This window comes from Zunongwangia sp. HRR-M8 (genome assembly GCF_027594405.1).
Lineage (GTDB): Bacteria > Bacteroidota > Bacteroidia > Flavobacteriales > Flavobacteriaceae > Zunongwangia.
Genome location: NZ_CP115161.1, coordinates 944,559 through 970,842, shown reverse-complemented (window position 1 = coordinate 970,842; position 26,284 = coordinate 944,559). Strand labels below are relative to the sequence as shown.

Genomic DNA, 26,284 nt, shown 5'->3' with positions numbered 1-26,284 from the left:
TAGCAATAGCGTTTTAGAGAAATATTTGAAGAATACAAAGATCAATTCTACGTCAGTATAATTTCACTACCGATGCTTATCATTAGACTTAAGATATTCCAATACAACATCGGGTTTATCGGTTTGAATAATATTGATTTTTTTATTTATAAAATAATTGAGGGTATCTGGACTAACTTCCAACGATTCGTCCAATTTGCCTAGAGCGTTTGCAAAAACAGGTTTTCGATATTTTTCTTGCATTTTTTCTATAAACGATAATTCCCTTTGGCTTTCTGAATTACCAAGATGAATAATATCTGGGTTAACACTTACCATTGCTCTTTTTATAGCTCGTCGATTGGGATTCACTTTTGTCATGCGCATCGCTGACGGAAGATACTTCACTATTTTTCGCAGCACAGCATATCTGCTTTCATAGAAAAATACGGAATTAACGGCCTTGCAATCTTCTATAACCTGAGCCACCTTTTTAGTATGTCTGGACTTCACTTTAAGATCAATATCAAATACGACCTGATTCTTACCAAAATCTAAAGCTTCTGCGAGTGACGGAACTTTAAACTCAGTAGGCGTTCCATCTTTATCCAAAAGATATAATTCGCAAATTTCCTGATAAGTTAAATTTTTCACCTTACCTGAACCTGTAGTGGTGCGATCAACTTTCCTGTCATGAATTAGAATCGGAATTCCATCTTTGGTTAAACGAACATCAACTTCAACAATATCAATGTTATGAACTATAGCATCTTCGATAGACTGTAATGAATTTTCAGGAAAATTAGTATGCATCCCTCTATGTGCAGCTACTAGAATTACAGTGGGAGAAGGATCAAAAAGATTTTCGCTAGTGTACTCAAATGAAGAGTTAGATTGCGCTCCACAGAACCTAGATATTAGCAGGAATATGAATAAAGCTTGGGATTTCATGGATTTTCAATATATGATTTCACTATTCAGTTTAGAGTTAATTGCAGACAATAAAAAATAAAAATACTATATAATTTGAATAGTTAAATTGATGTTTAGAAAATTGAGGAGAAATAGCTCCTCAATTTCTAAACCAGAATGTCATAATATTTTTAAAAGCTTTCTATTTTTTTCTAATCCATTTCTTTTCTATCCTTCAATAATCTTAGAAAATTATTCGCTTGTTCTTCTGTTAAGTTTTTTGCCCAATTAACCCGATTATTTGAAGCTCCTGGCCCAGTTGAATTATATTCGGCATAAAATACGGTTTCTTCAGCTTCTGGCTTTTCCCAATTATGCCATCCTTCAAGTTTTATGTGATCTTGAAGTTCACAATTTACAAGTACAGTTTGAGCATAATTCCTCCATGGCCTTCCTAAATACACTGAATTCGGCCCAATCCCTTCTGCAGTAAAATTACATTCGATAAAAACAATTCCATAGCTAGCTCCTTTTTCCGTAGAAGCGGCGGTAACGTAACCATCACGCTTACTTTTTATTTCGCACTGGTAAAATATTGCTGAAGACCAACCGAATATAAAATCAACTGTACCTTCTATGTAGCAATTTTCATAAAATTGATTGCTGTTTTGACCATGTAAATAAAGGGTATCCTGATTACCTAAGAATTTACAATTTTTAAAATGAGCATTGTTTCCATCTACTCTAACCGCTACAGCTTGACCAACCTGACCGGCACTATTTTCAAAAGTGATATTTTCTGCAGAAAAATTGTCACCGAAAATAAAAAAGGATGTCGATCCTGTTGTTCCCAAACCTTCACCAAAACTATTTAGTTTACTAGCATAATCATCGTAAGTGATAATGGTTCGGTTTTTATCTTCTCCAATAAATTCGATATTGGTCTTGGAAGCCGGCAAAACCAGTTTTTCTTTATATACACCGTTTTTGATATAAACTCTGGTGATATTTTTTCTAAAATTGGGCAAGTTATTTATAAGTTCTGTTAATGTACTGAAATCACCGCTACCATCTTTAGCAACGACAAAATCAAACATTGGAGTCTTTGTGATATTTTGAATATAGATTTCGATATTAGTGTACCTATTATCCAAATTATTTGAAGTAGCATCCTTTTTATGGGGATTTAAGTTTTTATTCTTTTCCCAATCGTCGGGCATTCCATCGTCATCGCTATCTTTTTTACTTTTTCCATTTTTTAAAATAGGCCATCCTCCAACATCTTCCTGAGAGTCTATAATACCGTTTTTGAAAGTCGTTTTACCTGATCTTACTTCTGTAATGATTCGCCTGTCCACCTCATCTCTATACAAACTGGCGCCAGCATTTTTAAGAACATTATTGTAAGCCGTTGTGGCATCTTCAGTATCGATATTATTTAAAATATCGAACATTTTTGATGCTTTGCTTTTCATCGGATCGTCGCATTGTATTCCACCCTGCCAATTATTTCGGCTAACGGTTTGTGAACCTTCTACATAATTTCCCTCTACGAAGAATTGACCATATGGCTTACTGGGATTTAAGATTCGTGCTTTCACATCTTCTTTTGTAGCCGGTCCTGGTTTAAAATAATTATTTACGACATTATAGCGTCCATTTTCACCTCCATAAATACTATTAAACCCCCAATTAAAAACGACATTATTCCGAAAATCAACCAGTTCATCTTCTTTATTTGGAACTGAAGATGACCCTCCAAAGCGAGGATTCCTACTACTATTGCTCGCAATTAAATTATGATGAAAACTGGCGTTCTGGCCTCCCCAGATTCCGCCATAACCATGTGCACCTTTATGATGTACAGACCTGTTTAATGCTTCTGAAATTATACACCATTGCATGGTAAAATTTTTGTTCCAGTAGAATGAAGAATTTTCGTCTGTTGCCCAACTTATCGAGCAATGATCGATCATAATATCTGAATTACCACGACCTCCAAGAGCATCATCTTCAACACCATTTATATCTCCCATTCTGAAACGCAGATATTGAATAATCACATTATCCGCCTTCACTTTCACCGGATATCCTTTTAAAGTGATTCCTCCACCGGGCGCTGTTTGTCCAGCAATAGTAAGATTTCCTCGATTGATATCTAAAGAGGATTTTAAATTAATAGTGCCTGAAATCTCAAAAACAATTGTCCTAGGCTCTTTTTTTTGAATTCCTTTTCTAAGACTACCCTCTCCGCTATCGTTAAGATTTGTAACTTTATATACTTGACCTCCTCTTCCTCCACTAGTATATTTACCAAATCCTTCAGCTCCCGGAAAAGCTAATATCTGTCCTTGCAATGAAGCATTTAAGAAAAATAGTATCAAATTCAGCACAAAAAAAGAATAATATTTTATTGATTTTCGATTTTTCATAATGATATTTTCGGATAATTTGGAAGCTGGGATTTCTCTTTTCTTAACCCCAGAATTGCTATGAAATCAAAATATGCTTTTATATTATTTTGAATTAAAAAAATCAAAGCTGGAAGATTCCAGCTTTGATTGTCATGAACAGGCTATAATTCAATTCTCCATCGGGGATCACCGGTATCAAAACGACCTGCAAATCCTCTATCCTGGAAATTAAAATTGTTTTGATCTTCTACATTCATCCAGAGGTCATCTTGAGTACCTCTATAATTGGCTATCGGAAATCCTGGAATTTCACCTCCAGTAAATGAAAAATTAGCGGTAGAATAGTTGTTTACGATATTGAAGCTAGTATTACCCAGTCCTTGGCCAATCCCCACTATTCCATAATTATCGCTATCACTTAAATCCCAACTATGCCCAAAAATAGAATTACTTATGGTGATTCCATTGGTCACGTTATCATTGCCATCACCTCCTCTATATCTAAAAAATTGACCACCAGTATTGATAAAATTAGCAAACGAACATCCTTCTATCGTGATCGATTGTGAATTATTTCGAGATTGAATTCCCGTATCGATATAATTAAACGAACTGTTTAAAAGATTTATTCTTTGTACAGATGCAGTTGGTGTATCTGAAGATGGATCAGTATCTGTAGTAAATATCCCATATCCACCTATTGAGTCTACAATAGAATTGCTAATAGTGAATTCTTCTACCTGAACTGTAGTTCTTATTCTCATAATACCTCTAAAATTGGAGATATGACATTTCTCAAATAAAACTTCTCCTACATTTACATTATTCCGATTAGGATTAAATACATAATCCCCAGTATAATCTGCCCCTCTAAGTTCTAAATCGATAAACCTAACATGATCAATATTGGCGTTATCTTCTATATCCCAATTACCTGTGGTATATAACATAGCTTGTTTTTCGCCAAAACCGTAAGAAGCTCTAATTGTAATTGATTTATTCAGGTTTTGCTCTGGAAATTTATAAACACTTCCTCTTGAAACTAACACAACTCCTCCGTCTGGTGCAGATGCTACTGCGTTTGAAACCGCTAAAGAATCTGTAGCTCCTCTAATATCTATTACATTAGCATCATTAGGATTTATATCCATTGGTAAAGTGGTATAATTAACCCAGCCTCTAAGAACATCTTCACTATACAACGCAATTTGATATTCCGTATCTGGATCTAAGCCTGTGACAATAGCTTCTGTAGAATCCCGCTCCTGGTCATTCACCGATCGCTCGGCAAAAAGAGGATTATTTAGCGATAGATCTTCTGCCGAATAAACCTGAATCCCGGTAACAGGATCTCCTGCTGATGTCCAGGTTACTCGTGCTGCTGTATCGATTACATCAAAACGACTTGGAACATTCAAGATTGATGGAAATCTTTGAGTTCTTACATTTCCTAAATCTGAAATTTTACTATCAAATTCAGGATTATCGGCATGAGCCGTGGCTCTAATTTGATATAAGGTATTCCAATAGAGTTCTTGCCCGATTAAATCTTCGTTAATCTCTACATAATTGGTATCTGTCTCAATTGTAAAATCCACATTTGCAAACGTATCACGGCTTACTTCAATCGTATATGATTCAGCGCTACGCATATTGCCTAGATTTACAATAATTACGTTTCCCTCTGAATATAAATCTTCATTTAAAACAGGTCTAAAAAGACGTGTTCTATCGAACATCTCTTCATCTTTTTCACAAGCGCTAAACATTATTAATCCTAAAAGAATAAACAAAATATTTAATGTATATCTATTCTTCAAATCTCGAATATTATTAAAATCCATAACCATCATTTTTTAAAGTTCCCTGACTGTTCTCGATAGCAATTGTTGGAATTGGGAATATATATCTTGCTACACCTGGATTTGGTCCATTGTAATAATTTTCCCAATCATAAAGTATCCATTCCTGATATTGTGTTTCGTCACTATGTAGACTAAGTAAAAACGGAACCTGATTCCAGGTATCGTCTGGTGGCGCTACTACTTTTCGGTTTGGATTTAAAATTTCAAAATCTCCACTTTCATCCGTTTTCCAATACATATAAATTGGTAAATCTGTGGTACCATTATAAGCAGCATCAGCAAGATTTTTTAGTTCTTCTACTGTTTCCTGCGTTTTTTCAGCATAAATACCCCATCGAATTAACTCATATTTTCTAATCATTTCTCCACCAAATTCCCAGGCTCTTTCATCTACAATAGCTTCAAAAAAACTTTCTTTTGATCCTGAAATAGAGTTTATATATTGATCTACCTTTTCTGGCCAGTAGGTGTCTTCAAAAGCACGCTGTCTTACTCTTGCTAAGGCTTCCTGTGCTAAATTTGTGGGGCCATTCAACTCATTTTCTGCTTCTGCGTACATCAATAAAACGTCAGAATACCGCATCATCGGCCAGTTTATCCCTGTTCCTTTTGCTGAAGAGGCTCCCGGCGGGTTATCCAAAAAGTGTCTACTCCATTTACCTTGTGAAATATCGTAAGAAGCTTCTACAAATTCTTTTTCAAATTGTTCATTTATTTGATACAATCCACAGGTAACATCTCTACGAATATCCAATGTATCAAAGGAGAAATAATAGGTAGGAGGAATAGACATATAATTGTTTCCTGAACCATAATCATGAGCTGCTGTTGGACCTCCTATTACGGTAATACCTATATTCCAACCTACATCTCCACTGTTTAGCGAAAATGGGACTTCAAAAAGAACATCACTATTCACAGGTGAAATAAATTTAGCCTGATTTAAAAACACTTGGCGAAAATCTCTTGGCAATGGTCTATCTTTTAATTCTACTAATTTCTGAGAATATTCTTTTGCTATTTGATAGTAATCCAAATAGTCACTCTCCCTATCCATAGTTAAATCAGGTTTAAGAAAATATCCACCTCTCTGTAGAGATAATCTTGCAATCATTCCCATAGTATATTCACGGCTTACTTGTTCTATTCCATAAGGTAACTCATCTGCCCATTTCATATTAGACTCTATATCTATTAAATCCTGAATAACTCCTGAAAGAATCTCATTTCTATCTGTTTTAGGCAAATTGAAATCGTCTCCTGCTACAGGTGCGGAAGTTACATATGGCACATCTCCAAAATAAAAAATAAGCATACTGTACCAATAAGCTCTTAACGTATAAGCTTCCCCTAGTAATTGATAAAAATCTGCTTGCTCATTGGCATCTGTTGATTCTAAAGAACCACTTGCACGAATACTTTCGATAGAAATATTTGCATCTCTAATTGCTCTATAGGCGTATGTCCATACAATATCGAGATCACGATTACTTGGTAAAGCTTCCAGATCCCAAATTTGATATCGATCTGCTTCACTAGTCCAGCCAGAAGAATGCTCTATATCTGTATTTCCCGCCATATTATTAGATAATCGGGATCTAAAAGCATCTTGATTAAAATAGGAATAAATAGCGTTAACTCCATTTCTTGCATCATCTACATTAGAATAAATGTATTGATTATCAAAGGTGGATCTTGATTCCGGTTCCATAAAATCATCTGAACAGGAAGTCACCAAAATCCCTAAAAATATGATATATAAAATTCTATTCTTCATAGTATTTTTTTTAGAAAGTTAAATTAAGTCCCAATGTATAAGACCTACTTCTAGGAAAAGACGAATAATCTACCCCAGGAGTTAAATTGTTTCCTGACGTACTAACTTCAGGATCATAACCTGAATAGTTTGTCCAAATATGCAGGTTTCTACCACTCGCATATATCCTTAACTGATCCATACCTACCTTAGAAATCAAGTTTTTTGGTAGGCTATAGCCAAAAGTTAGGTTGTTCAATCGTATAAAAGAACCATCTTCAATCGCCCACGAGTGAACTACTGCACCAGCAATACCATGACTTGCATGAGACCAGATATTTTTATCCTGATTTAATTCGGCTAATTGATCTAGATCTGTAACGATTCCTCCCGGTGTCCCGGTAATATCTCCACCCTCATCAATATAAGTATAACGATTGTCTGTACTCATAGTTTGTAATAAATTACCATAAGTTACACGCCGAAATTGATTAAATTGAATTTTACCGGTATTGTAAACATCATTACCATATTGAAAATTAAAGAATATCGAGGCGTCAAAACCTTTCCAGCTTGCATTAAATCCTAAACCTCCCTGGAACTTTGGTAAGGTATTTCCAATTACCTGACGATCGTCTGCATTAATTTCGCCATCACCGTTTAAATCTTTTAATTTAAGAAATCCTGGGCGAATATCTTGATTACCTACAACTGCACCAGATGCCGGCACACCTTCCCTTAGAATGTATTCCTCGGCAACCTCATCGTAACTTTCAAAATCATCAACCGTATAATATCCATCGGTAACGTATCCATAAATATCTCCAATAGTTCCACCTAATTTTAAATAATAATCGTTGATATTATTTAAATCTGTACTTGCCCAGTTTGATCTAAAAAAGCGCTCATCAGTACCATCCAATTCTTCTATTTTAGCTCTGTTTAAACCGAAATTAAAAGTTGTTGAGAAATTGAAATTTTCATTTTCAATAATATATGCATTTAAACCAAGTTCTATACCTCGATTGGAAGTGCTTCCTATATTATCCCATTCTTCATTAAATCCTACGGTATTAGAAATTGCAGATTGCAATAATAAATCTTTAGTGGTATTATAATATGCATCCAAGCTTCCGTTTACCTTGTTTCCGAATAATCCAAAATCTAAACCTAAATTTCGAGTTATCGTGGTTTCCCAAACCAAATCAGGATTATATAGTACATCGCTGCTTGGCGTATAATACACATTATCTGCATTACCAAAACCAGGACCTCTATTAGTTGTTGCACTGAATAAGAACTGTGTCGCCGTTGCATCGATTCGATCATTACCGGTTTCTCCATAACTAAGCCTTAACTTCAAAGAATTTATAGCTTCTGAATCCTTCAACCAATTTTCTTTATCAATCTTCCATGCCAATGCTACTGCAGGAAATATTCCAAGACGATTTTCTTTTGAAAATTTACTAGACTGGTCTGCTCTAACGGTAACAGTCGCTAAATACTTGCCCATAAATTGATAGTCTAATCTTCCAAAGTATGACAACCTATTACTCTCTGTAAACTCGCGAGTATATTGATTATCCACTCTACCGAAAGCCATATTTGCAAAAAGTTCTTCAGGAGTAATAGATAACCTAAAATCTTCTGCTCTAATAAAAGATTGATCTCCTCCACTAGAATAAACTTCATGACCTAGAAGTAAATCAAAACTATGATTTTCTAATTCTTTATATGTAAAATTCAATGTATTTAGCCATCGATAAGAGTAGCTCTCTCTGTTATCCTTATACCCCAATGGTAAGCTACCTCCATTATTGAAAGATTCTCCTGTTAATGGACCGTAGAAACGTAATTCTTCTCTATAATCTTTAGATCGTGTATACGTTGTTTTATAGCTCAAATTATCGAGAATGTTCCAATTTAAGGCGGCATTTAGAACATAATCATTTTCCGTTCTTTTTCTCCAATCTTGCTCAGATAGTTCTACCGGACTTATAAGGCTTAATAAAAACTGCTGAAAATCATTATCAGAACCTAATTGGTTAAGATCAATATCAAGTTCATCGGCCAAACCATTTACAGGTCGTGTTTGTACAGCCTCTTTAATTCCGATCTGAGCATTTCTGGAAGTTCCAGCACCGTCTATTTCCGTATCGGTTATACGTGCTGAAACATCAAGATCTAATTTATCTTCAACTAATTGCTGATTAAGTTTAAAGTTTATTGCTGTTCTTTCGTAACCTGAGCCAAGTAATAAACCTTCATCATTATTATTACTAACGCTTAGACGTACTTTTGTTTGTTGAGTTCCACCACTAACTGTTAAATTATGAAATTGAGAAATTTTTGCATCGCCAAATAATTCTTCCTGCCAATCGGTTCCGTTCATCGAACGGTACAAATCGATATCATCGTAAACACCAAAATAGCGCTCATAATTCCGAACATCAGCTTCAGACCTTAATTTAGCATATTCATAGTTTGCAAAAACGTATTCGTAAGGAGATAAAACGTCATATTTCCGATCTTTAGGTAGAAAATTCCACTGTAAAAAGTTATTATAATCTATAGAAACTCTCCCAACAACCGGACTCTTAGTTGTTACAACTACTACTCCGTTAGCTGCTTGGGCTCCATAAATAGCGGTAGCTGCGGCATCTTTTAGAACGTTTATAGTTTCGATATCGTTGGGTGGAATATCATCGATCCCACCAACAATAAATCCATCAACAACATATAGAGGCGAGTTGTCCTGCGTGATTGATCCACCTCCACGAACTCTAATATTAATTGCAGCACCTGGCTCTCCATCTGCAGTTTGCACATTAACTCCAGGGAGCCTACCTGCCAAAGCTTCGGCCGCACTGGACACCGGTATTTTCGAAAATTCTTTGCTGGTCATCGTGGCTACAGAACCAGTCATATCCTCCTTTTTGACATTGCCATACCCATAATCGACGATCACAACCTCTCCCAACTGGTTTAAATCTTCTTCTAGAGATACATTTATAGAGGTATTTCCATCTAAAGATCTTTCTAATGTTTTAAAACCTACGTAAGAAAACACTAATATCGCATCCGTACTTGAGACCGTAATGCTGAAATTACCATCAAAATCTGTTACGCTACCATTCTGAGTACCCTTTTCTAATACGGTGACTCCCATTAAAGGCTCACCAGTGGTAAGATCTTTTACTGTTCCAGTTATTTCTTGACTATAACTGGTAAAAGCAAATAAAATAAAAGTCACAAAGCATAAAATTTTACTTTTTTTAATTTTGAAATTTGTGATTTTAAAGTTGGAATTTTTCACCTTATGGTATTTGTGTTTCATAAGTAAATTCTTTTTTGCAATCGATTACACATTTGTTTAAAATTTTTTATAAATCCTTTTTTAATAAAAACTACATCGTTTTCGATTAAATGTTATAAAATAGTTAATTGTACTACAAGTTTACACAATAGATATCTAATTATCAAATATTGAATTTAAATTTTATCAAATTATTTTAAACGTATATTAAACATTAATAATTTATCAAAACAAATAATCGTTTTAGCAATACTCAAAAAGCCGCTGTAATCAATTTCACAAATTATTACTCAAGATTATTCTGCTTAACTACATAAATTAAATAGCACACATATTAAATATTAGATCTGGATTAATTGAAAGATATTTTAAGAAGAAAGCATTAAAAGTTGATTGCGATTATCTTTCTTAAAAAAATGCATAAAAGAAGGTATAGTTACAATAATGTGATGATGGTCTTCGTTGATGCGAGAAACTATTAAACTATAAATTTTAAATAATGCAGAAGATTTTTAATCTGGAAATTCATGAACCTATTGATTTTGAAAATCCTTTTATAATAGAAAACCTTGTTAGAGAACGAATGCTGAATCATTTGGAAGAGAAATACACCATTCAATCTGTTAATCTCTCAATGAACCGTAAAGACAATTATGTGCTTATCGTGGTTGTTAATTTAGAAAAGTAAACTTCTACAGTCGAGTCGATAATAAATTCGATTCAGACAGTTTCAATTAATATTATATGATGTGTTGACTTATCAGCCGTAATTTTTCGTTGGATAAGTCAACACACTCATTATTTTCTTTCCTACTTCTACGAATTCATTTTTGTAAATCGTAAAATTCCATTTCAGTTTACCTCAAAACAAATACCACTCGTCGAAACTAAAAAATAGCTCAACGATTTAACTTAATATAAAAGTAGTTACTAATTTATTTTCGTGATGTGAATAAGTCGCGTTATGAAACCACTACTACTTCTTTTTAGCCTTTTGTTTTCTTTAGCCTTAAGCGCACAGAATTATAAATTCTTAGGAACTTATGATGACCAAGGAGTGCCAGATTACTTAGTTGGTCGAGATGATATAAGTGCAGAAACCATGCAAATGATTTCTGATGCTCTTCCTGAAGGTTATCCTGTACCAGATTATAATCCTCACTACATTAGTGCCGGCTATGATACCGATCTAATTCTGGATAAAGATGCTGCGGTGTGGGTAACATTCGTAAAAGAAGGTGCAGGATACAAAAATGTATTAGGTTTTTATACGTATGATATTAACTCATCAAAAGTTCCAAAACCACAACCAGAAGACATTACAATCATTTTCCCTAACGTATCTGGAGCTGGTTCTGGCGGCGGACTTTACGCTGGGGATAAAGTTAAAATAGGTGATTTTAAAGCAGGTACCGCAATCGGCTGGGTACTTCTAGCAAATGCATGGAAAGGCCAGGTAACCGATGGGCTATGGCAATTATTTTCTAATCCAAATTATAACCCTGAAGCAGATGAGGATTTAAGATATCACAATGTATTATTAGAAGATCCAGAAAATAAACGTGTAATTCTTGGATTCGAGGATATAAGAAGAGATTACGCCAGTTGTGATCAAGATTTTAATGATGCCCTTTTCTATGTAACAGCTAATCCTTACGATGCGATTAGAACCGCCAATTTTGTGGATATAAAATCTGCTACAGATGTAAGTTCTGCAAATTTAGGCGGATTAGAAAGTAATGGCGATTTAGCTTCCTTAATCGCAAAAAGAAACTTCAACAGAATTAAACAAAACAACTTTAAAACCAGTAAAAGAAAACAATCTAAGTATAAAGCTCAGAGCCATTTCATGAAAAACTCACAGGTAAATCTGGGATCCCTACTACCAGAGACTGGAATGTTTGGTTCTGAGCAATCTTACGAGTCGAGCCCTGAAGACTTACTTGCGATCACTAATGCCAAAGAAATATTTTCGGTAGATTATTATGAAGGAGACAAAAGAGTCGCGGCAGCGCTGGCTACATTAACCGATGGCGGAATTTACGATCACTCTAAGGTAATTTGTGACCGATTAAATAGTTCTAGCTTAGAAGATATTAGAACAATAAAGTTGGCGGGACACAAGATCATTATGATCAAAATACTTAGAGCTAGCGGGCAGTTAGAATATGCGCTTAACTTTTCTATTCAGTTAAATAATTCTGGGAACAGATTATACAGCTTTTGGAATATTGGAGATTATCCTGCCGGTAACTATGCAAACTTTCAGGTTTGGGGAGGTTCTATGGGACAGGTTAGCACTTTAGCAAAGCATGTTATTGATACCTTCCAATCGGTTAATGGATTAAGCTTTAGGAATCAAAATAACGAAATTCCAAGTGTATTTGTAAAAAAAGGAGTTTATAAAAACGGAAATCTACATTTAAAAATAAAGAATAATTCGGGCGCTACCGCAGTAAATCTTCAGGGGAATATTCGCGCTACTGAAGTTGCTTCAGAAAATGAATTTATCCAAAATGTAGGTTTAAATGCAACATACGAAGAAGAAATAGTGGTAAACGCCGGAAGTTTATTTGATGTAGGTTTAGAAATTCAGGGGAATAATTCACCAAAAGCAGATGCGCTTTATCTTGCTGATGGACCATGGGGAATTAATTATGCCGATACCGAAACTAAAATTAATTCTTTCAGTATAGAAGAAGCGAAATTAGATAATTTCAGCCATAATTCTTACCAAATCGAAAGAAACGTACAGGTAAATGGTGAGCTTTATGGAACCTTAAATATCTTCAGAAATATTCTTGCAGGTGATCAACATTTTTATGCTGAAAATTTTGAAGCTTTGGAATTCATGACTAAAACTAACCTTCCTATTGAAGTGATCTTAGTGACAGAAGGCTTAACAGACTGGAATAAGAGATATCGCTACGCCATAGAAACTAATGAAGACGAAAAAACCTACAACCTAAGATTATCAGATTTCAGTAATGATGCTGAAAGTTTTAAAGGAGAGGCGTTAAAAGGAATAGTATTTTCTGTACAGGGGAATTATAGTGCATTTCAGCAATTTAAGGTAAACATAGAAAATGTCCAGTTTACCAATTTCAGAGAAATTCCTTCACAGGAAAATCCAATTGCGATAGTAGACACTCCTGTAAAGAAAGCCTATAATTATCCAAATCCTTTTAGAAATAATACCTATCTGGTTTTGCCAAAAAAAGGTAAAAAAGTAAAGGTAATGATCTTTGATATGATTGGTAAAATGGTACATAATAAAGAATACGAACTGGAAAACGGAAAAATAGAAGTCCCAATACAATTAAAAAGTGTTTCGCCGGGAATCTATAACAGCATAATTATCGTAGATAATAAAGAGAAGTCACAAATTGGTTTAGTTGTGAATTAATGATTGGTTAGTTGGTTAGGTTAGTTATGAGTGAAAATGCCGGGAGTGGTTACCCGGCATTTTTTTATTAAATTCGCTTTTCAATTTAAGAAAATGACACTCGAGCAATTAAAATATCCCATTGGTACATTTCAAAATCCTACTGAAATTACTTCGGAAAAAATTAAAACCTGGACTAAAGACATTGCAGAATTACCCGCCAAAATAACGAATCTTACCAGTAGTCTTTCTGAAGAAGAATTATCCTGGCAATATCGCCCTAAAGGCTGGACGATAAAACAGGTGATCCATCATCTAGCCGATAGCCATATGAATAGCATCATCAGGTTTAAAATAGCTTTAACCGAAGAAGATCCTGCGATTAGAGGTTATGATGAAACTGCGTGGGCAGAACTCGATGATTATTCGTGTGATATTCACCAAAGCCTAATTTTGTTAGAAGGTATACATTATCGTTGGGTAAAATTGATAGAGAATTTTAGCGAAGATGAACTTCAAAAAACTTTTTATCACCCAGAAAGAAATCAGAAATACACTTTAAAAACCGCTATCGGGATGTATGCATGGCATTCTAATCATCACCTTGCGCATATCGAACAGGCAATTAAATTTCAGGGGAAATTTGAGTAGTTTAAACGTAATCTGAAAAATTAAATTTTAGGCATTGCCGTTATAAGTCTTTTAACTAATTTACCCCATCAGTTTAAGACTTTATTCTATGATTTATCGTTCTCAGGTTTTCAGAGTACTTGTGTTGGCAGTCTTTATGACGTGTTCCGCGACAATGTTATCCCAACAAGCGCTGGTTTTAGATTCGCTAAGCCTAGAGCCTATTCCCTACGCCAATCTAGAGTATGGCACTAATCAGGGAAGTGTGAGCAATCAGGACGGGATTATTTTCACGCCTAAGGATTTTAAAGACTATAAACTTTCTCATGTAGGCTATCAAACACGCAAATTGACTGCTACACAGTTAAAGGACACCTTGTATTTAAAAGCGCTCGCTTATAATTTGGATGAAGTTGTTTTGCACAATTTTAATGCGAAAGACAGCATTTTAAAAGCATTTGAGAATATACCGAAGAACTTTCTCTCACAGCCTTTCAATCAAGAAGGAATATTTAGATATAGCTTAAAGAAAGATGGAAAAGGAGTAGAAATGATCGAAACCGACTTTCTATCCTACAAAGCGTCGCTGGAAGAGGAAACCAAAACCAAAATTTCTGAGGTTAAAAAGACAGAAAAATATGAGCCTTTGAATCTTTTAAGTGGTGTAGCTGAGTTTTTAAACATAATGGATCCTAGCATAAAGAACGCTCCGGTATTAGAGAAACTAAAAACAATGAACTTTAGCTATGCCGGCCGAATTGAAAACGACGAAGAAGAAATCTATAAAATTGACATATCTGGAGAAGAAGAAAAAGACTCAGCAAACGGACATATTTTTTTAAATAAAAACCAACTCGCCATAAAAGAAATAAAAGTTGAATATCTAAGAAACGAGCTACCAGAATTAACACGTAAGGAACCAAATTATACTACACGAGTTGCTTCGTTCATTAAATTCAACACCGATAAGAACAGTAAACAATTTTTGTCTTATGCAGAAATCACAAATGATAAAACAGCGCTTTTTAAAAATGATTCCATCTATCATTTTGAGATGAAGGGCAAGATTGCCTTCAATAAATTAATTCAAGGAAAAAACGTCAAAAAATTTAAAAGCAACTATAATTCTAAAAAAGCGTTCAATAAAACCGTGGCTAAATTCAAACAAAAGCAGCAATGGACCAATAGTGAGATGCTCCCTATGACCACAGAAGAACTGGAAATTCTAAAAGATATTTACGGTAATTAGTACTAAAATCAGGAATAGTTAAATTCCCCATTCCTGATCATTATTTTACTTCGTTTCAAAAACCGGCTTATTCAAAAAGATCCACTTCAGTCTAAATCCAAATTCAGTAAATGTAAATCCGGCTGCAGTGGCTGAAGCTATGTTACTTCTTGTTCCGTAGAAATTGGCTAAACAACGCTCAGAAAATTTATATCCAAACTTTCCCTGGATTCGGTAAGTCGACTGTTTAGGATCATCTTCGATAAACTGATATCCTATGGCTGCGGTTAAACCGTAATACAAACTTTTGGCTTCCACCGCATTTTCATCCATTAAGAAATCTGCAAAAACTTCAACCGCATTAAATCGTGACGGACTAAAATAAACCGTTGGCACCTGATTTTTAAAACTCAAGAATTGATAATTTACACCTCCTTTTAAAACCGGTTTCGACAAGAAATTATAATATAAAGAAGTAAACAGCAAATTTCTGCTATTTTCATCGCTCTGCGAACTGTAGTAATATTGTGTAAACCAACCTAAATTAAAATTAGTTCCCATATTATAATTCAGATAGTAATTATTTACTACAATTTCTCGATCTAAAAGATCGGCGTTAAAATTCTGCACTTCGCGGTTATACCCAACTTCTAAATCCTGTAACTTGTAAGGCTTTATCTTGAAAAAAGCCTGCGCCAAAAATTGGTTATAATTATTGCTGAAAGAGTTTGCCGAATTGATTCCTCCCAAAACATGAAAACTTGCTTTTGGATGAAATTTATAACTTCCTCCTAAACTAAAATTATTTGAAGTTGCTTCATTTTCAGTAATGCTATTTCTGGTTTTTCGGTAGTTGTAATTCGCATTGAAGCTCAATTTTGTACTTACCGGAAATTCAATATTCGTATTGGTAGCATAGGCCTTGTTATCTCCATTATCGAAGGTGTAATTTATTTTTTCTTCTACCGTTGGCGTAAAACTTCGATCTAATTTCCCTATAAAACTAGTCGCATCTTTTTGATTAGGAAACACTTTTAAAGTCTCATAAGCGGCATCGTATGCATTTTCGGTTTCACCATCTGCAAAATACGCATTGGCAATTCCCAAATTCCCATCAAAAGAAGCCGTATCTTTTTCTAATATTTGTCGATAATCAGAAATACTTTCTTTAAAATCACTTCGGTACATTCCTAAAGTCGCTCTCAAGGACAAAACCCAATTTTCTTCGCCGTATTCTTTTATTAATTCTGAAATATAAGCTTCAGCATTTTTAAAATCTTTATTCCAAACCAAAGTCTGGACATAGCGCTCTCTTGAAGCCTGTATTAAAGTGGAATCTCCTAAAGTTTCAGCTTTTTCAATCGCTTTTTCAGCAAGCGCCTGTGCTTCTTTTTCATCTTCAGCAATATGCGCGGCAAGCGACATTCCGTTTAAAGCTACGATACTGTCTTTGGCGTTTTTGGCTAATTCTAAATATACATTTTTAGCTTCGTCAGTTTCCTTAGTTATTAAGTAGATATTGGCTTTATTCAGCAAAGATTCTCTATCGCCCGAAAAATCTTCTAAATTTTCGTTCAATAAACTTATCGCCGGCTCGTATTCTTGATTTTGCATTTTTTGATAAGCAAATCCCAACCTTATATATTTCTTAGAAACCATAGCATTAGGGTTTTCAGGAGAAGTCTCCAAAGCACGGTTTACGTAAATTAATGCGTTATCGTATTCTTTTAAATTAGAAAGTGTGTTGGCAAAACCTAAAAGCGCCGCAAAGTTTTCTGGATATTTTTTTACGAGATCACTATAGTAATTTTTCGCATCATCATAATGCTTTCCCCATAAAAGAGATTCGGCATAATTAAGTTCAATTTCTATATCGCCGGGGTACTCTTTAAGCAAATCAGTAAAAATTGCAGTCGCTTTTTGCGCCTGCCCATTTAAACCTACTGCTCTACCGTAACAAAGATTTGCGGTTTTATTATCGGGATAGTCTTTAAGGATAGCTTCAAAAAAAGTTTCTGCTTTTGCAAAATTGCCTTGTTCCAGATATCCAAAACCTTCTTTCATGTCTTGGGCAGAAACTAATTGAATTCCAATAAATAAGAATAATAATAGGCTAAGTTTTTTCATGGGTATTTGGTTAATTTTTGTAGTTGCAAGTTAAGCCTGTTTTGGTCTTCATTCATCTACATAAAACTTCCGCTCAACGAAATAGAATCCCTTCTCATTGAAATGTGAGAGATATTTGCTCCAATATCTAATCTAAAACCGAACTGAAAATGATTTTATCACAACTAAAGGTAAGAAAAATAACTCCCGAACAGTTCTTTATGTTGAGCGCAATGGGAGTAAATGTAGGAAACTACCTCTACAACCTATTGTTAGGTAGAATTTTAGGGCCAGAGCAATTCGCCAATGCTGCGATTTTAATCACTTTTTTACTTGTTTTGTCGTTTATCGCCATGACATTTCAGTTGACCGTAGCAAAATTTACAGCTGGTTATGAGACTGAAAAACAACTTCATTTTCTTAACTACGTAAAAAAAGCAAGTCTAATTATTGGGATTATTGCTTCGCTTGCAGTTGTTTTATTTGCAGGGCAACTACAGCAGGTTTTTAATACCGATAGTAAATGGATGTTTGTTATTTTTGGTGTTGGTATTCCGCTTTACTTTTTAATGAGCGTAAATCGTGGTTTTTATCAGGGAAGCAAAAGTTTCTACAAACTTTCAGCAACCTATCAAACCGAAATGTTTAGCCGATTAGTGATCACTTTGTTATTGGTAACGCTCTTGGCTAATGGTTCTTCGGTTTTAATTGCTTCAGGAATTTTAATCTCCTTTGTTTTTGGGTTAATTCCGTTTAAAAAAAGTGGTAACTTTTTTACCAAAGTGACCTTAGAAGCGTCTGATCGTAAAAGCTTGGTGAACTTTATCGCTATTACTGCTTTTTACGAGCTTACACAGATAATTATTAATAATAGCGACATCTTATTGGTTAAACATTATTTCGACTCTTACGATGCAGGATTATATGCTTCTTTAGCTTTGATTGGTCGATTAGTTTACTTTGTAGCCTGGATGTTTGTGATGATCTTATTGCCAACCGTTGTGCAAAAAAAGAAAAATGGCGAGAACACCTTGCCAGTACTTTTTAAATACGTTGGTTTTGTTAGTCTTTTGGCGATAAGCATTATTACGGTAACCTATTTCGTTCCAGAATTAATTATAGATATTATGTTCGGTGATGCTTATACAAGTATCGCACCATTGCTTTGGAAGTATGCTTTAGCAACCTCTTTATTCGCGATCTCGAACGTATTTGTGTACTACTTTTTATCGATCGATACCTATATGCCCGTTGCTTTATCTGGAGTATTTGGATTAGGCCAGGTAGGATTAATCGTTTTCTTCCATGATTCTTTAGAGCAAGTGGTTATTGTACAGATTATTATCATGGTTTTATTGCTTTTAATTCAGCTTGGTTATTTCTTTTACCAACACAAAAAGAAAGCTCATCTACAGTAAATTACCGTTTATCGAAGAAGAAAAAATAAAGAGAAGTTTTAAAAGATATTTGATTTATCAATAAAAATTAATCGAGGTACTCCTCACATAACTAGCTCCTGTAAAAAGGAATTTTAAAACCAAATTACCATGAAACTAGCAATTGTAACAGCGTTCCCTCCTAGCAAAGTAACATTAACGGAGTATGGATACCATTTGGTAAAGCATTTTGCTTTAAAAGATGAAGTTGAAGAGATCGTATTAATTACAGATCATACTGAAGAAGAAAAGCAAATTGACTTTGATGCGAATTGCAAAATCACGGTTAAAGATTGCTGGAAGTTTAATAGCTATGCAAACATCTTGAATATTTACAAAGCAATTTCAGCTGAAAAACCAGATGCTATTTTATTCAATCTGCAATTCATGAAATTTGGTGACAAGAAAATTGCAGCAGCTTTAGGCTTAATGCTCCCTATGATTTTCAGAATAAAGAAAATCCCAACTATAGTTTTATTACATAATATTCTTGAAACGGTAGATTTAGAAAAGGCAGGATTTACTCAAAATAAATTGATGCAAAAATTATACAATGGCATCGGTACAACGCTTACAAGATTAGTTTTACAGGCAGATCTTGTGGCCGTAACCATTAGTAAATATGAATATATTTTGAAGTCAAAATACAAAAAAAAGAACGTAATGTTGATTCCGCATGGTGCTTTCGAAACGCCACCAGAACCAACTTACGATCTACCAGCAGGTCCAAAAAAGATTATGACTTTTGGCAAATTTGGAACTTATAAGAAAGTTGAAATCTTAATCGAAGCTATAGAAAAACTAAGAAAAACCTCGAATGAGGAAATGGAAATTGTAATTGCAGGAACAGATAGCCCTAATACACCGGGTTATATAGAAAGCATGAAGGAGAAGTATAAAGATGTTCCTAATCTTACATTTACCGGTTATGTTGAAGAAAAAGACGTACCGGTAATCTTCGGAGAGAGTGCGGTAGTTGTGTTTCCCTACACCTCAACTACCGGCAGCTCCGGAGTATTACACCAGGCAGGAAGTTACGGTAAAGCTGTTGTGCTTCCAGACTTAGGCGATTTGGGAATTTTAGTAAGAGAAGAAGGTTATCGTGGGCAGTTTTTCACGCCTTCTAATGTAGATTCTCTTGCAAAATCTATAGATGCCATTGTCTCTAACGATGGTTATCGAAGAGAACTAGGTAAAAAGAATTACGAAGCCTCCTGTTCTTTACCAATGGAGAAAATAGCAGACATGTATTTAGAAGAATTTCAGAAAATTATACATAGAAACTTAAAAAATGGAGTTAGCGTAGTGTGATGATGTTAGTGAGTAATGTGGTTAAAGGCAGGTTTAGGTTCTCCCCGTTGGTCTAGAAATCCAAAGAATCTTTGCCTGCTTTTCCTCCATGGCAATCTTCCTACCACATCAGATGGAACTTCCTCAAAATCATACAACGTCCAAGACATAAATGCGAGATCTTCTTTTTTAAAGAAATCTTGCATTTTTTTATGATATTGAGCCTGATCTTTTTCATCAGTACCAAAAGGATTCCATAAACCATGATAAGAGCTCATCCCAAATTCCTGCATTACTAGCGGCTTATCCGGAATCTTTTGTTCCAAAATTTCAAAATCTGGACCTAACTTTTCAAGATCTTTATAGAAATGAAAAGACACAAAGTCTAATTTCTGCTGAAGATTTACTGCAGCTTCTGGAGAAGACCATCCTACCGTAATTAGATGATTTGGATCGTATTTTTTAACCTGATCGGCAATATGGGACAACCATTGCAAAACCAAATCTTTACCTCTACTATCAAAATCGAGATCGGGTTCATTTTTTAGATCCCAGGCCAAAATTGCCGAATGATCTTTAAAAGCTGAAGCGATCTGATCGGCATGGCGATGTGTTAACGTCCAATCTAAAACCGAATAATCACCATAAAAATCAAACAAGGTTACCACTACTTTTAGCTGATGTTCTTCAGCCAAATCTAAAACGGTTCTAAGCTTTTCTAATTTCTGCGGAAGCACTTCTGCCTTCCCAAAATCCTCATACTGAAGAAAAATTCGGATACTATTTAATCCTGCATTTTTAATAATTTCAAAATCCTGAGAAATCGTATCTCGACTGAAGTTTTCCCCAAACATATCCCAGGGCGAATCCTTTGGATAATAATTGATACCCTTTATCTGAAATTCTTTATTTTCTATATAGATTTTTTTGCCTTTAACTTCAGCAAGTTTATTGGTAGAAACAGAATCTTTTTGCGCTTTCGCCGATTGTTTTACCATATGCCGAATGCGCCAAAAACCATCTTCCAACAACAGCATCACCCGGTAAGAAGAAGTATCCTGATGCGTCAATAACTTTTGATCCTGCTCGTAAATTTCCTGATACTCGATTACCTCGTTATCGGTAATTACCACTAACTGTCCATCGGCACTATAAAACTCTAAGTTTGGACGATGATTTAAAGTCGTTGCCTCTAAATGAATATCATTTTCTTTGTTAAAAGCAATAGTTTTAAAAAGGTTTACGCGAGAACTATCGGTATAATAATCTTCAATTCCGTATGGATTATTGGTTTTGTAGGCCACGTGTTTTACATACCAGGCGTTTAAATAATCTTGCTGAATTTCACCCAAAGTCTGCTGCTCCATTGGCCGGCCGGGATTTTCTAAACTTTCCCATTCGATATTCGGCAAATACACGTCTTTGCTCAATACTTCAGTATGTAACATTCCCGTGCGCTCGGCTCCCGTATTTAACCACGCCAAAACCGAACTCAACCCAAAAAGTACCAATGCATTTAGGGCCACAAAAGTGACAATCAAACCTGCGCGATAGATATTTTTACTCAATTTATTCTTCATAATTCAGTACTTCTGTGGTTTTGCTTTTGCCCAAAGCTTCAATTTTAAAACTATAGCTGTTTTCAGGATAAAAACTTTTGGTTAATCGAAAAGTCACAAAGCCTTCATTTGAGGTCTCTTGCTTTATCTCAACCAATTTATTTTGATGAAAAACATGCAATTTCACCACTGCTCCATCTGGGATTAACTGCTGCATAAAACTTTGCAATGGCCCAACTTTAATTGTTCGATTTCCGTTAGAAAATTCAACTTCAAAATCTTTTAAAGCTTGTCTAAAACTAATTTCAATCTCATTACTTTCAGCTAAACCGGTCACGTAGCCTTTTATTTTCCAGGTGTCGGGATGATCTGGATGAATAATTTTTGCCGTTGCCACACCCTCAATCGAACTTCCTCTTGTGGTAAGTATCGTTCCGGCGTCATTTTCTATATAAAACGACACCAAAGTCCCATCGCTAATGGTATTTCCCCATTCGTCTTTAATTTCTGAAGTGGTAAATTCTGCAATCTGATTACCATCGGCAAAATCATGATTTCTGAATGATGAGATCTGAAAATCTGTAGCGTTTGAAGGAAAAACATTAGTCGTTAATTCGATCGAATTTATACCCAAAACTGTTGAAGAAACATTGATATTTCCTGTTTTTCGATAGGCCATAATATTTCTCCAGGCCATCAATTTATTAGTAAATATTTCAAGGGAATCGATCTCCTGATAAAACTGTTTGTGCAACATCACACTTGTACTATCGGGCAAAGGATTGTCCATCGCGTCCATAGGTACCACCACTAACATTGAATAATCGCGATCACCGGCTTGTATACTTCGCGGCCCAAAATAACTTTCAATCACCGTTTTTGATGCAACTTTTGGAAAAATCTCGAAACTTCCGGTTTGTAATTGCTCGTTATCCTTCAGCAAAATCCAGTTGACTTTCCCGATCTTCGAACTTAAAAATTCAGGTAGCACAAAACTTAACTTATTTTCTGTTCCCTTCGGTTTTAATATGGTTTGTGAATACGAATGGTGAAGATAGAGTTTAAAACTTTCATCGATATTGCTAAAATTCAGCTGAATTTTTTCACCCGCTATATACCGATCTTGATCATTTATAAGTCCGATTTTTTCAATAGGAACTTCAGTATAAAAAAATCCAAAAGACGAGCCTAAAAAGACCAAACTCAGCAATATGATGAATCTTATTTTTAGCCTCATTATTTTGGATTTCCAACGTAATTATTCAGTTCTAATTTAATGAAATTATAGCCTTTACCTTCTAATTGTTGCATTTGCTCTTTTGGATGTTCTTCCTTTCGATCGGGAATTACTTTAATAGCAATCTCTTTATTTGGTAATCCATTCACGAAAATATTTTCCATGGAAGAATTGATGATTTCCACTTCCTCTAGATTCGGTAAATCATAGTCAAAATACTGTTTACGCTGTACTCGTACGCCTTCTCGCATAAAATCCTGATTTACCCAAATTAGTTCTTTATTCTCGTCATAATAGGAAAAAATAAGCTCGGGAATGGTTACTTCCTGTATTCCGTAGTTAAAAAGCGTTCCCGAGATTTGATCTTTAGCATAATTTACATCTGCTAAGGCTACATATTTATACAAATCGGTATTCGCAACATTTCCTGCGCATTGCAAATTGAATTTGGTTGGCGGTTCTGGTAATTCTACCGGCGTAAATTCGTCTGGATTAAAAGTCTCCGGAATTTTATCGTCCTTTCCTAACCAGGCAATTCCCTCAAAATCCACTCTAAAACTAGTAATTTCTTTAGGAAGTAATTTGTGACTCATTACATATTTAGCGCTATAACCTGCCAATGCTTTATTCTCGTTGTTGTAAAGGGTTCCTTTAATCACGATATCTGCAGGTACATTATCTACATTTTGTATCTCACCAATTATTGCATAACGATCACCTTTTTTAACCAATTTGGCTGTTAGAACTTCTAGAACCGGTTGTTTTAAAACATCCTGATGGTAGGTTTGCTGTGTGGTTATTCTGCGCCGACCATGATTATAAAACTGCGTTAGATTATCAGAAAATAATTGATCTGGCGGAATATCTAAATCATAAGTATTGGGTTTTATAAACCACTTTCCTCCTATCTTAATTACATCATGCTCGTAGGTTTTATCGATATTTTCTAAAGGGGTAATCCACTCGGTATGCGCTAAGATCTTCGCCCTATTTTTAGATTCACTTAAAACTTCAAGCCCAATCGAATCCATTTTAGCATAGGAACTTAAAATTCCATCTGTCACAGACACTTCAAGCATATATTGGGCGATGGTGACATCACTTTCAGGATCTAAATAGGAATGTGCTCTTTCAAATTCTTTAAAATCGAGGGCGTCGTAATAAGATCGCACGACATTTTCAGCACTAATCTGTGTCGCATTTTTAATGTAAAAAAGGTAAATTCCGTAGAAAATAACTCCGCATAAAATTACTGCCCAAAGATGACTAATCTTAATAAGCTTCCAGCTGAAGCCGTTATAACTGGTTTTAAATTTTAAAAAATCTGGTTTCTCGGGAATTTTGATCTTTAGCGTCTGAAACCAGATCAACTGAATATTGATAAAAAAAGCGATCAAAACGGTTAATACCGGTATTACACCCCACATTATTTTTAGGAAAACTGGAACATCGTCTTTTGGAAGAATTTGGCTTAAAGGCGGAACATTTAATCTTTCCCATACCATAATCCCATTTTCTAATTGCTGAAGCCGCTGCCAACCCGAAAAGTACAATATAGGATCGTAAAATTTATCGTTGGAAAATATATACTTTAGATTATACTTATCCGGTACCGTTAAAAATTGTTGCAAAGACCCAATCCCTTCTACACCTCGGAATTTTGAATTCTCCAATCGCTCTATAGCCCTGGTAGTTAACTCGGGCAAACGCCTAGCACTATGATAATTTCCATCAACAGTTAATGCGTTGGTTTGTGCTGAAAGCCATGCCATCTGATCCCCAAATCCTAAGGTTAAAAATCGCCAGTGATCGTGTTGATCCTGACTAAGAAAATTAGTAATAGGCAAAGTTTTGATCTTTTGCGGCTGCATAGGCCTAAAATAGCCCAAAGTTATAGTGAATATTGCCATAAATAAGAACAACCCAACTAAAAATGCGCCCAAAACCCGATGATAAACCGCGCCTAATTTCTCCTGAATTTTGAGTCGCAAATCGCCTTCAGCAAAACGATAGCCAAATTCCCCGAATATCGGCAAAGCCATAATCGATGCCCAAAGCGTAAATCTATCTAAAGTGAGAATATTAAAAGCGGTATCGCCCAACATCATTCTTGGAATTGGCGTAGTTCCACCGGTTCCTAAAATGGTTAACAATGTAAATGAAAGACCAAAAAAGATGTATCTTTTTGAATAATATCGATAAAATATATATGGCAATAGAAATAGCAATATGCCCCAAGGAATGGTAAAAAATACCAAACCAGATGAGGTGACTTCCAGAAAATTATCCCGACTACCATGCGGAATAGGTACCTGTGTAATTGGATTTTTCTTTGAATTTACCCAGTAAGGCAAAATACAGGTTACGATGATCACCAACGAAATTCCGCCGAACAAGACGATACGTTTAAAAGCTTCAAAAAAAGATTTCAGAAAAACCTTAAAAGTGACTTCTTTAATATGATTTACTCGTTCTCGAGAATTATCCATTACTGCCATGCCAATTAGTGGAAAAATAAAAAATACCATTCCAAAGATTGGCGTTACGTGATGCGAAGTTACGGTTACCGCTAATAATGAAATCGCTCTTACTAGTGATCCCAGCTTTCCTGTTTTTATCCACATATAAATTTCGGGCATACAATGCATCAAAACCGAAACTCCTACGATGCTAGGCAACTGGCCAAAGATATGCAGTGTTTCTACAAAAGAAGAAGAAAAAACTGCTAATAGCGCTGCATAACCGGCTGCCTTACGATCACCCAACATCATTAATGAAAATCGATATACACCGGTAATGAAAAGAATGATGCCTATAACCCCAACCGTGAATAATCCAAATTTGAGTCCGCCAATATAACTAAGCAGTCCCATCGCCTGGTGTACCAGCGGCGGATAACCCATAACGGTAAAACCTGTGTACCACTCGTAATTCCAGGGTTCCCACCAACTGTTGGCATAATGATCTGCAAAAAATAAATGAATTAAAGCATCATAAGTATTTTCTATAGTAAAGAAGATTGCCGTTCCGTGAAAAAGAACGCCAATAATCAATGCTACTATTAAATATTTATTAGTCTTTTCCTTCATTTGATATAAATACATCTATAAAACTACGATAAATATAAAAGAATGTTTAACGCAACGCTTATCCATTTATCGATAGAAGCTC

15 protein-coding genes are annotated in these 26,284 nt (G+C 35.1%); 6 read left to right on the top strand and 9 right to left on the bottom strand.

What is annotated here, in order from left to right:
• Positions 1-66: 66 nt before the first annotated feature.
• The 5 genes from PBT89_RS04110 to PBT89_RS04090 all read right to left on the bottom strand — a co-directional run bounded on the left by PBT89_RS04110 (position 67) and on the right by PBT89_RS04090 (position 10,263).
• The gene (locus tag PBT89_RS04110; RefSeq protein WP_270063519.1) at positions 67-930 is read right to left on the bottom strand and encodes a glycerophosphodiester phosphodiesterase family protein; all 864 of its coding nucleotides are present in this window, start codon (positions 928-930) and stop codon (positions 67-69) included.
• A 173-nt stretch (positions 931-1,103) separates the two neighbouring features.
• On the bottom strand, positions 1,104-3,323 hold the full coding sequence (locus tag PBT89_RS04105) for a pectinesterase family protein (RefSeq protein ID WP_270063518.1): 2,220 nt from the start codon (positions 3,321-3,323) through the stop codon (positions 1,104-1,106).
• Positions 3,324-3,466: 143 nt separating this feature from the next.
• Positions 3,467-5,149 (bottom strand): DUF4957 domain-containing protein, encoded by a 1,683-nt coding sequence (locus PBT89_RS04100; RefSeq protein WP_270063517.1) that lies wholly within the window; start codon positions 5,147-5,149, stop codon positions 3,467-3,469.
• Positions 5,139-6,947 carry a RagB/SusD family nutrient uptake outer membrane protein gene (locus tag PBT89_RS04095; protein WP_270063516.1) on the bottom strand — a complete coding sequence of 603 codons (1,809 nt, stop codon included), beginning with the start codon at positions 6,945-6,947 and terminating at the stop codon, positions 5,139-5,141. Before PBT89_RS04095 ends, PBT89_RS04100 begins: the two co-directional genes overlap by 11 nt.
• A gap of 10 nt (positions 6,948-6,957) precedes the next feature.
• Positions 6,958-10,263 (bottom strand): SusC/RagA family TonB-linked outer membrane protein, encoded by a 3,306-nt coding sequence (locus tag PBT89_RS04090; RefSeq protein WP_270063515.1) that lies wholly within the window; start codon positions 10,261-10,263, stop codon positions 6,958-6,960.
• A 478-nt stretch (positions 10,264-10,741) separates the two neighbouring features.
• On the opposite strand from PBT89_RS04090, the gene PBT89_RS04085 reads away from it, so the two are divergent.
• From PBT89_RS04085 to PBT89_RS04070, 4 genes are all read left to right on the top strand, one after another.
• Entirely contained in the window at positions 10,742-10,930 is a 189-nt protein-coding gene (locus tag PBT89_RS04085) for a hypothetical protein (protein ID WP_270058983.1), read from the top strand.
• Between the two features lie 276 nt (positions 10,931-11,206).
• The gene (locus tag PBT89_RS04080; RefSeq protein ID WP_270063514.1) at positions 11,207-13,648 is read left to right on the top strand and encodes a DUF4114 domain-containing protein; all 2,442 of its coding nucleotides are present in this window, start codon (positions 11,207-11,209) and stop codon (positions 13,646-13,648) included.
• 93 nt (positions 13,649-13,741) lie between these two features.
• The gene (locus tag PBT89_RS04075; RefSeq protein WP_270063513.1) at positions 13,742-14,278 is read left to right on the top strand and encodes a YfiT family bacillithiol transferase; all 537 of its coding nucleotides are present in this window, start codon (positions 13,742-13,744) and stop codon (positions 14,276-14,278) included.
• A gap of 88 nt (positions 14,279-14,366) precedes the next feature.
• A complete protein-coding gene (locus PBT89_RS04070; RefSeq protein WP_270063512.1) occupies positions 14,367-15,506 on the top strand; it encodes a hypothetical protein in 1,140 nt (379 codons plus the stop codon).
• A gap of 45 nt (positions 15,507-15,551) precedes the next feature.
• Here PBT89_RS04070 and PBT89_RS04065 read toward each other — a convergent pair whose 3' ends face one another.
• Positions 15,552-17,612: a tetratricopeptide repeat protein gene (locus PBT89_RS04065; RefSeq protein ID WP_270063511.1), complete on the bottom strand. Its 2,061-nt coding sequence runs from the start codon at positions 17,610-17,612 to the stop codon at positions 15,552-15,554.
• A gap of 149 nt (positions 17,613-17,761) precedes the next feature.
• Here PBT89_RS04065 and PBT89_RS04060 point away from each other — a divergent pair, with 149 nt between their 5' ends.
• Together PBT89_RS04060 and PBT89_RS04055 are read left to right on the top strand one after the other, a co-directional pair.
• Complete coding sequence (locus PBT89_RS04060) at positions 17,762-19,009, top strand: oligosaccharide flippase family protein (RefSeq protein WP_270063510.1); 1,248 nt, start codon at positions 17,762-17,764, stop codon at positions 19,007-19,009.
• Positions 19,010-19,138: 129 nt separating this feature from the next.
• The gene (locus PBT89_RS04055; RefSeq protein WP_270063509.1) at positions 19,139-20,338 is read left to right on the top strand and encodes a glycosyltransferase; all 1,200 of its coding nucleotides are present in this window, start codon (positions 19,139-19,141) and stop codon (positions 20,336-20,338) included.
• Between the two features lie 5 nt (positions 20,339-20,343).
• Here PBT89_RS04055 and PBT89_RS04050 read toward each other — a convergent pair whose 3' ends face one another.
• The 3 genes from PBT89_RS04050 to PBT89_RS04040 are packed head-to-tail and all read right to left on the bottom strand — an operon-like array spanning position 20,344 to position 26,202.
• Complete coding sequence (locus PBT89_RS04050; protein ID WP_270063508.1) at positions 20,344-21,897, bottom strand: glycoside hydrolase family 2 TIM barrel-domain containing protein; 1,554 nt, start codon at positions 21,895-21,897, stop codon at positions 20,344-20,346.
• A complete protein-coding gene (locus PBT89_RS04045; RefSeq protein ID WP_270063507.1) occupies positions 21,887-23,113 on the bottom strand; it encodes a hypothetical protein in 1,227 nt (408 codons plus the stop codon). The genes PBT89_RS04050 and PBT89_RS04045 overlap by 11 nt, the downstream gene beginning before the upstream one ends.
• The gene (locus PBT89_RS04040) at positions 23,113-26,202 is read right to left on the bottom strand and encodes a hypothetical protein (RefSeq protein WP_270063506.1); all 3,090 of its coding nucleotides are present in this window, start codon (positions 26,200-26,202) and stop codon (positions 23,113-23,115) included. Before PBT89_RS04040 ends, PBT89_RS04045 begins: the two co-directional genes overlap by 1 nt.
• Positions 26,203-26,284 lie beyond the last annotated feature (82 nt).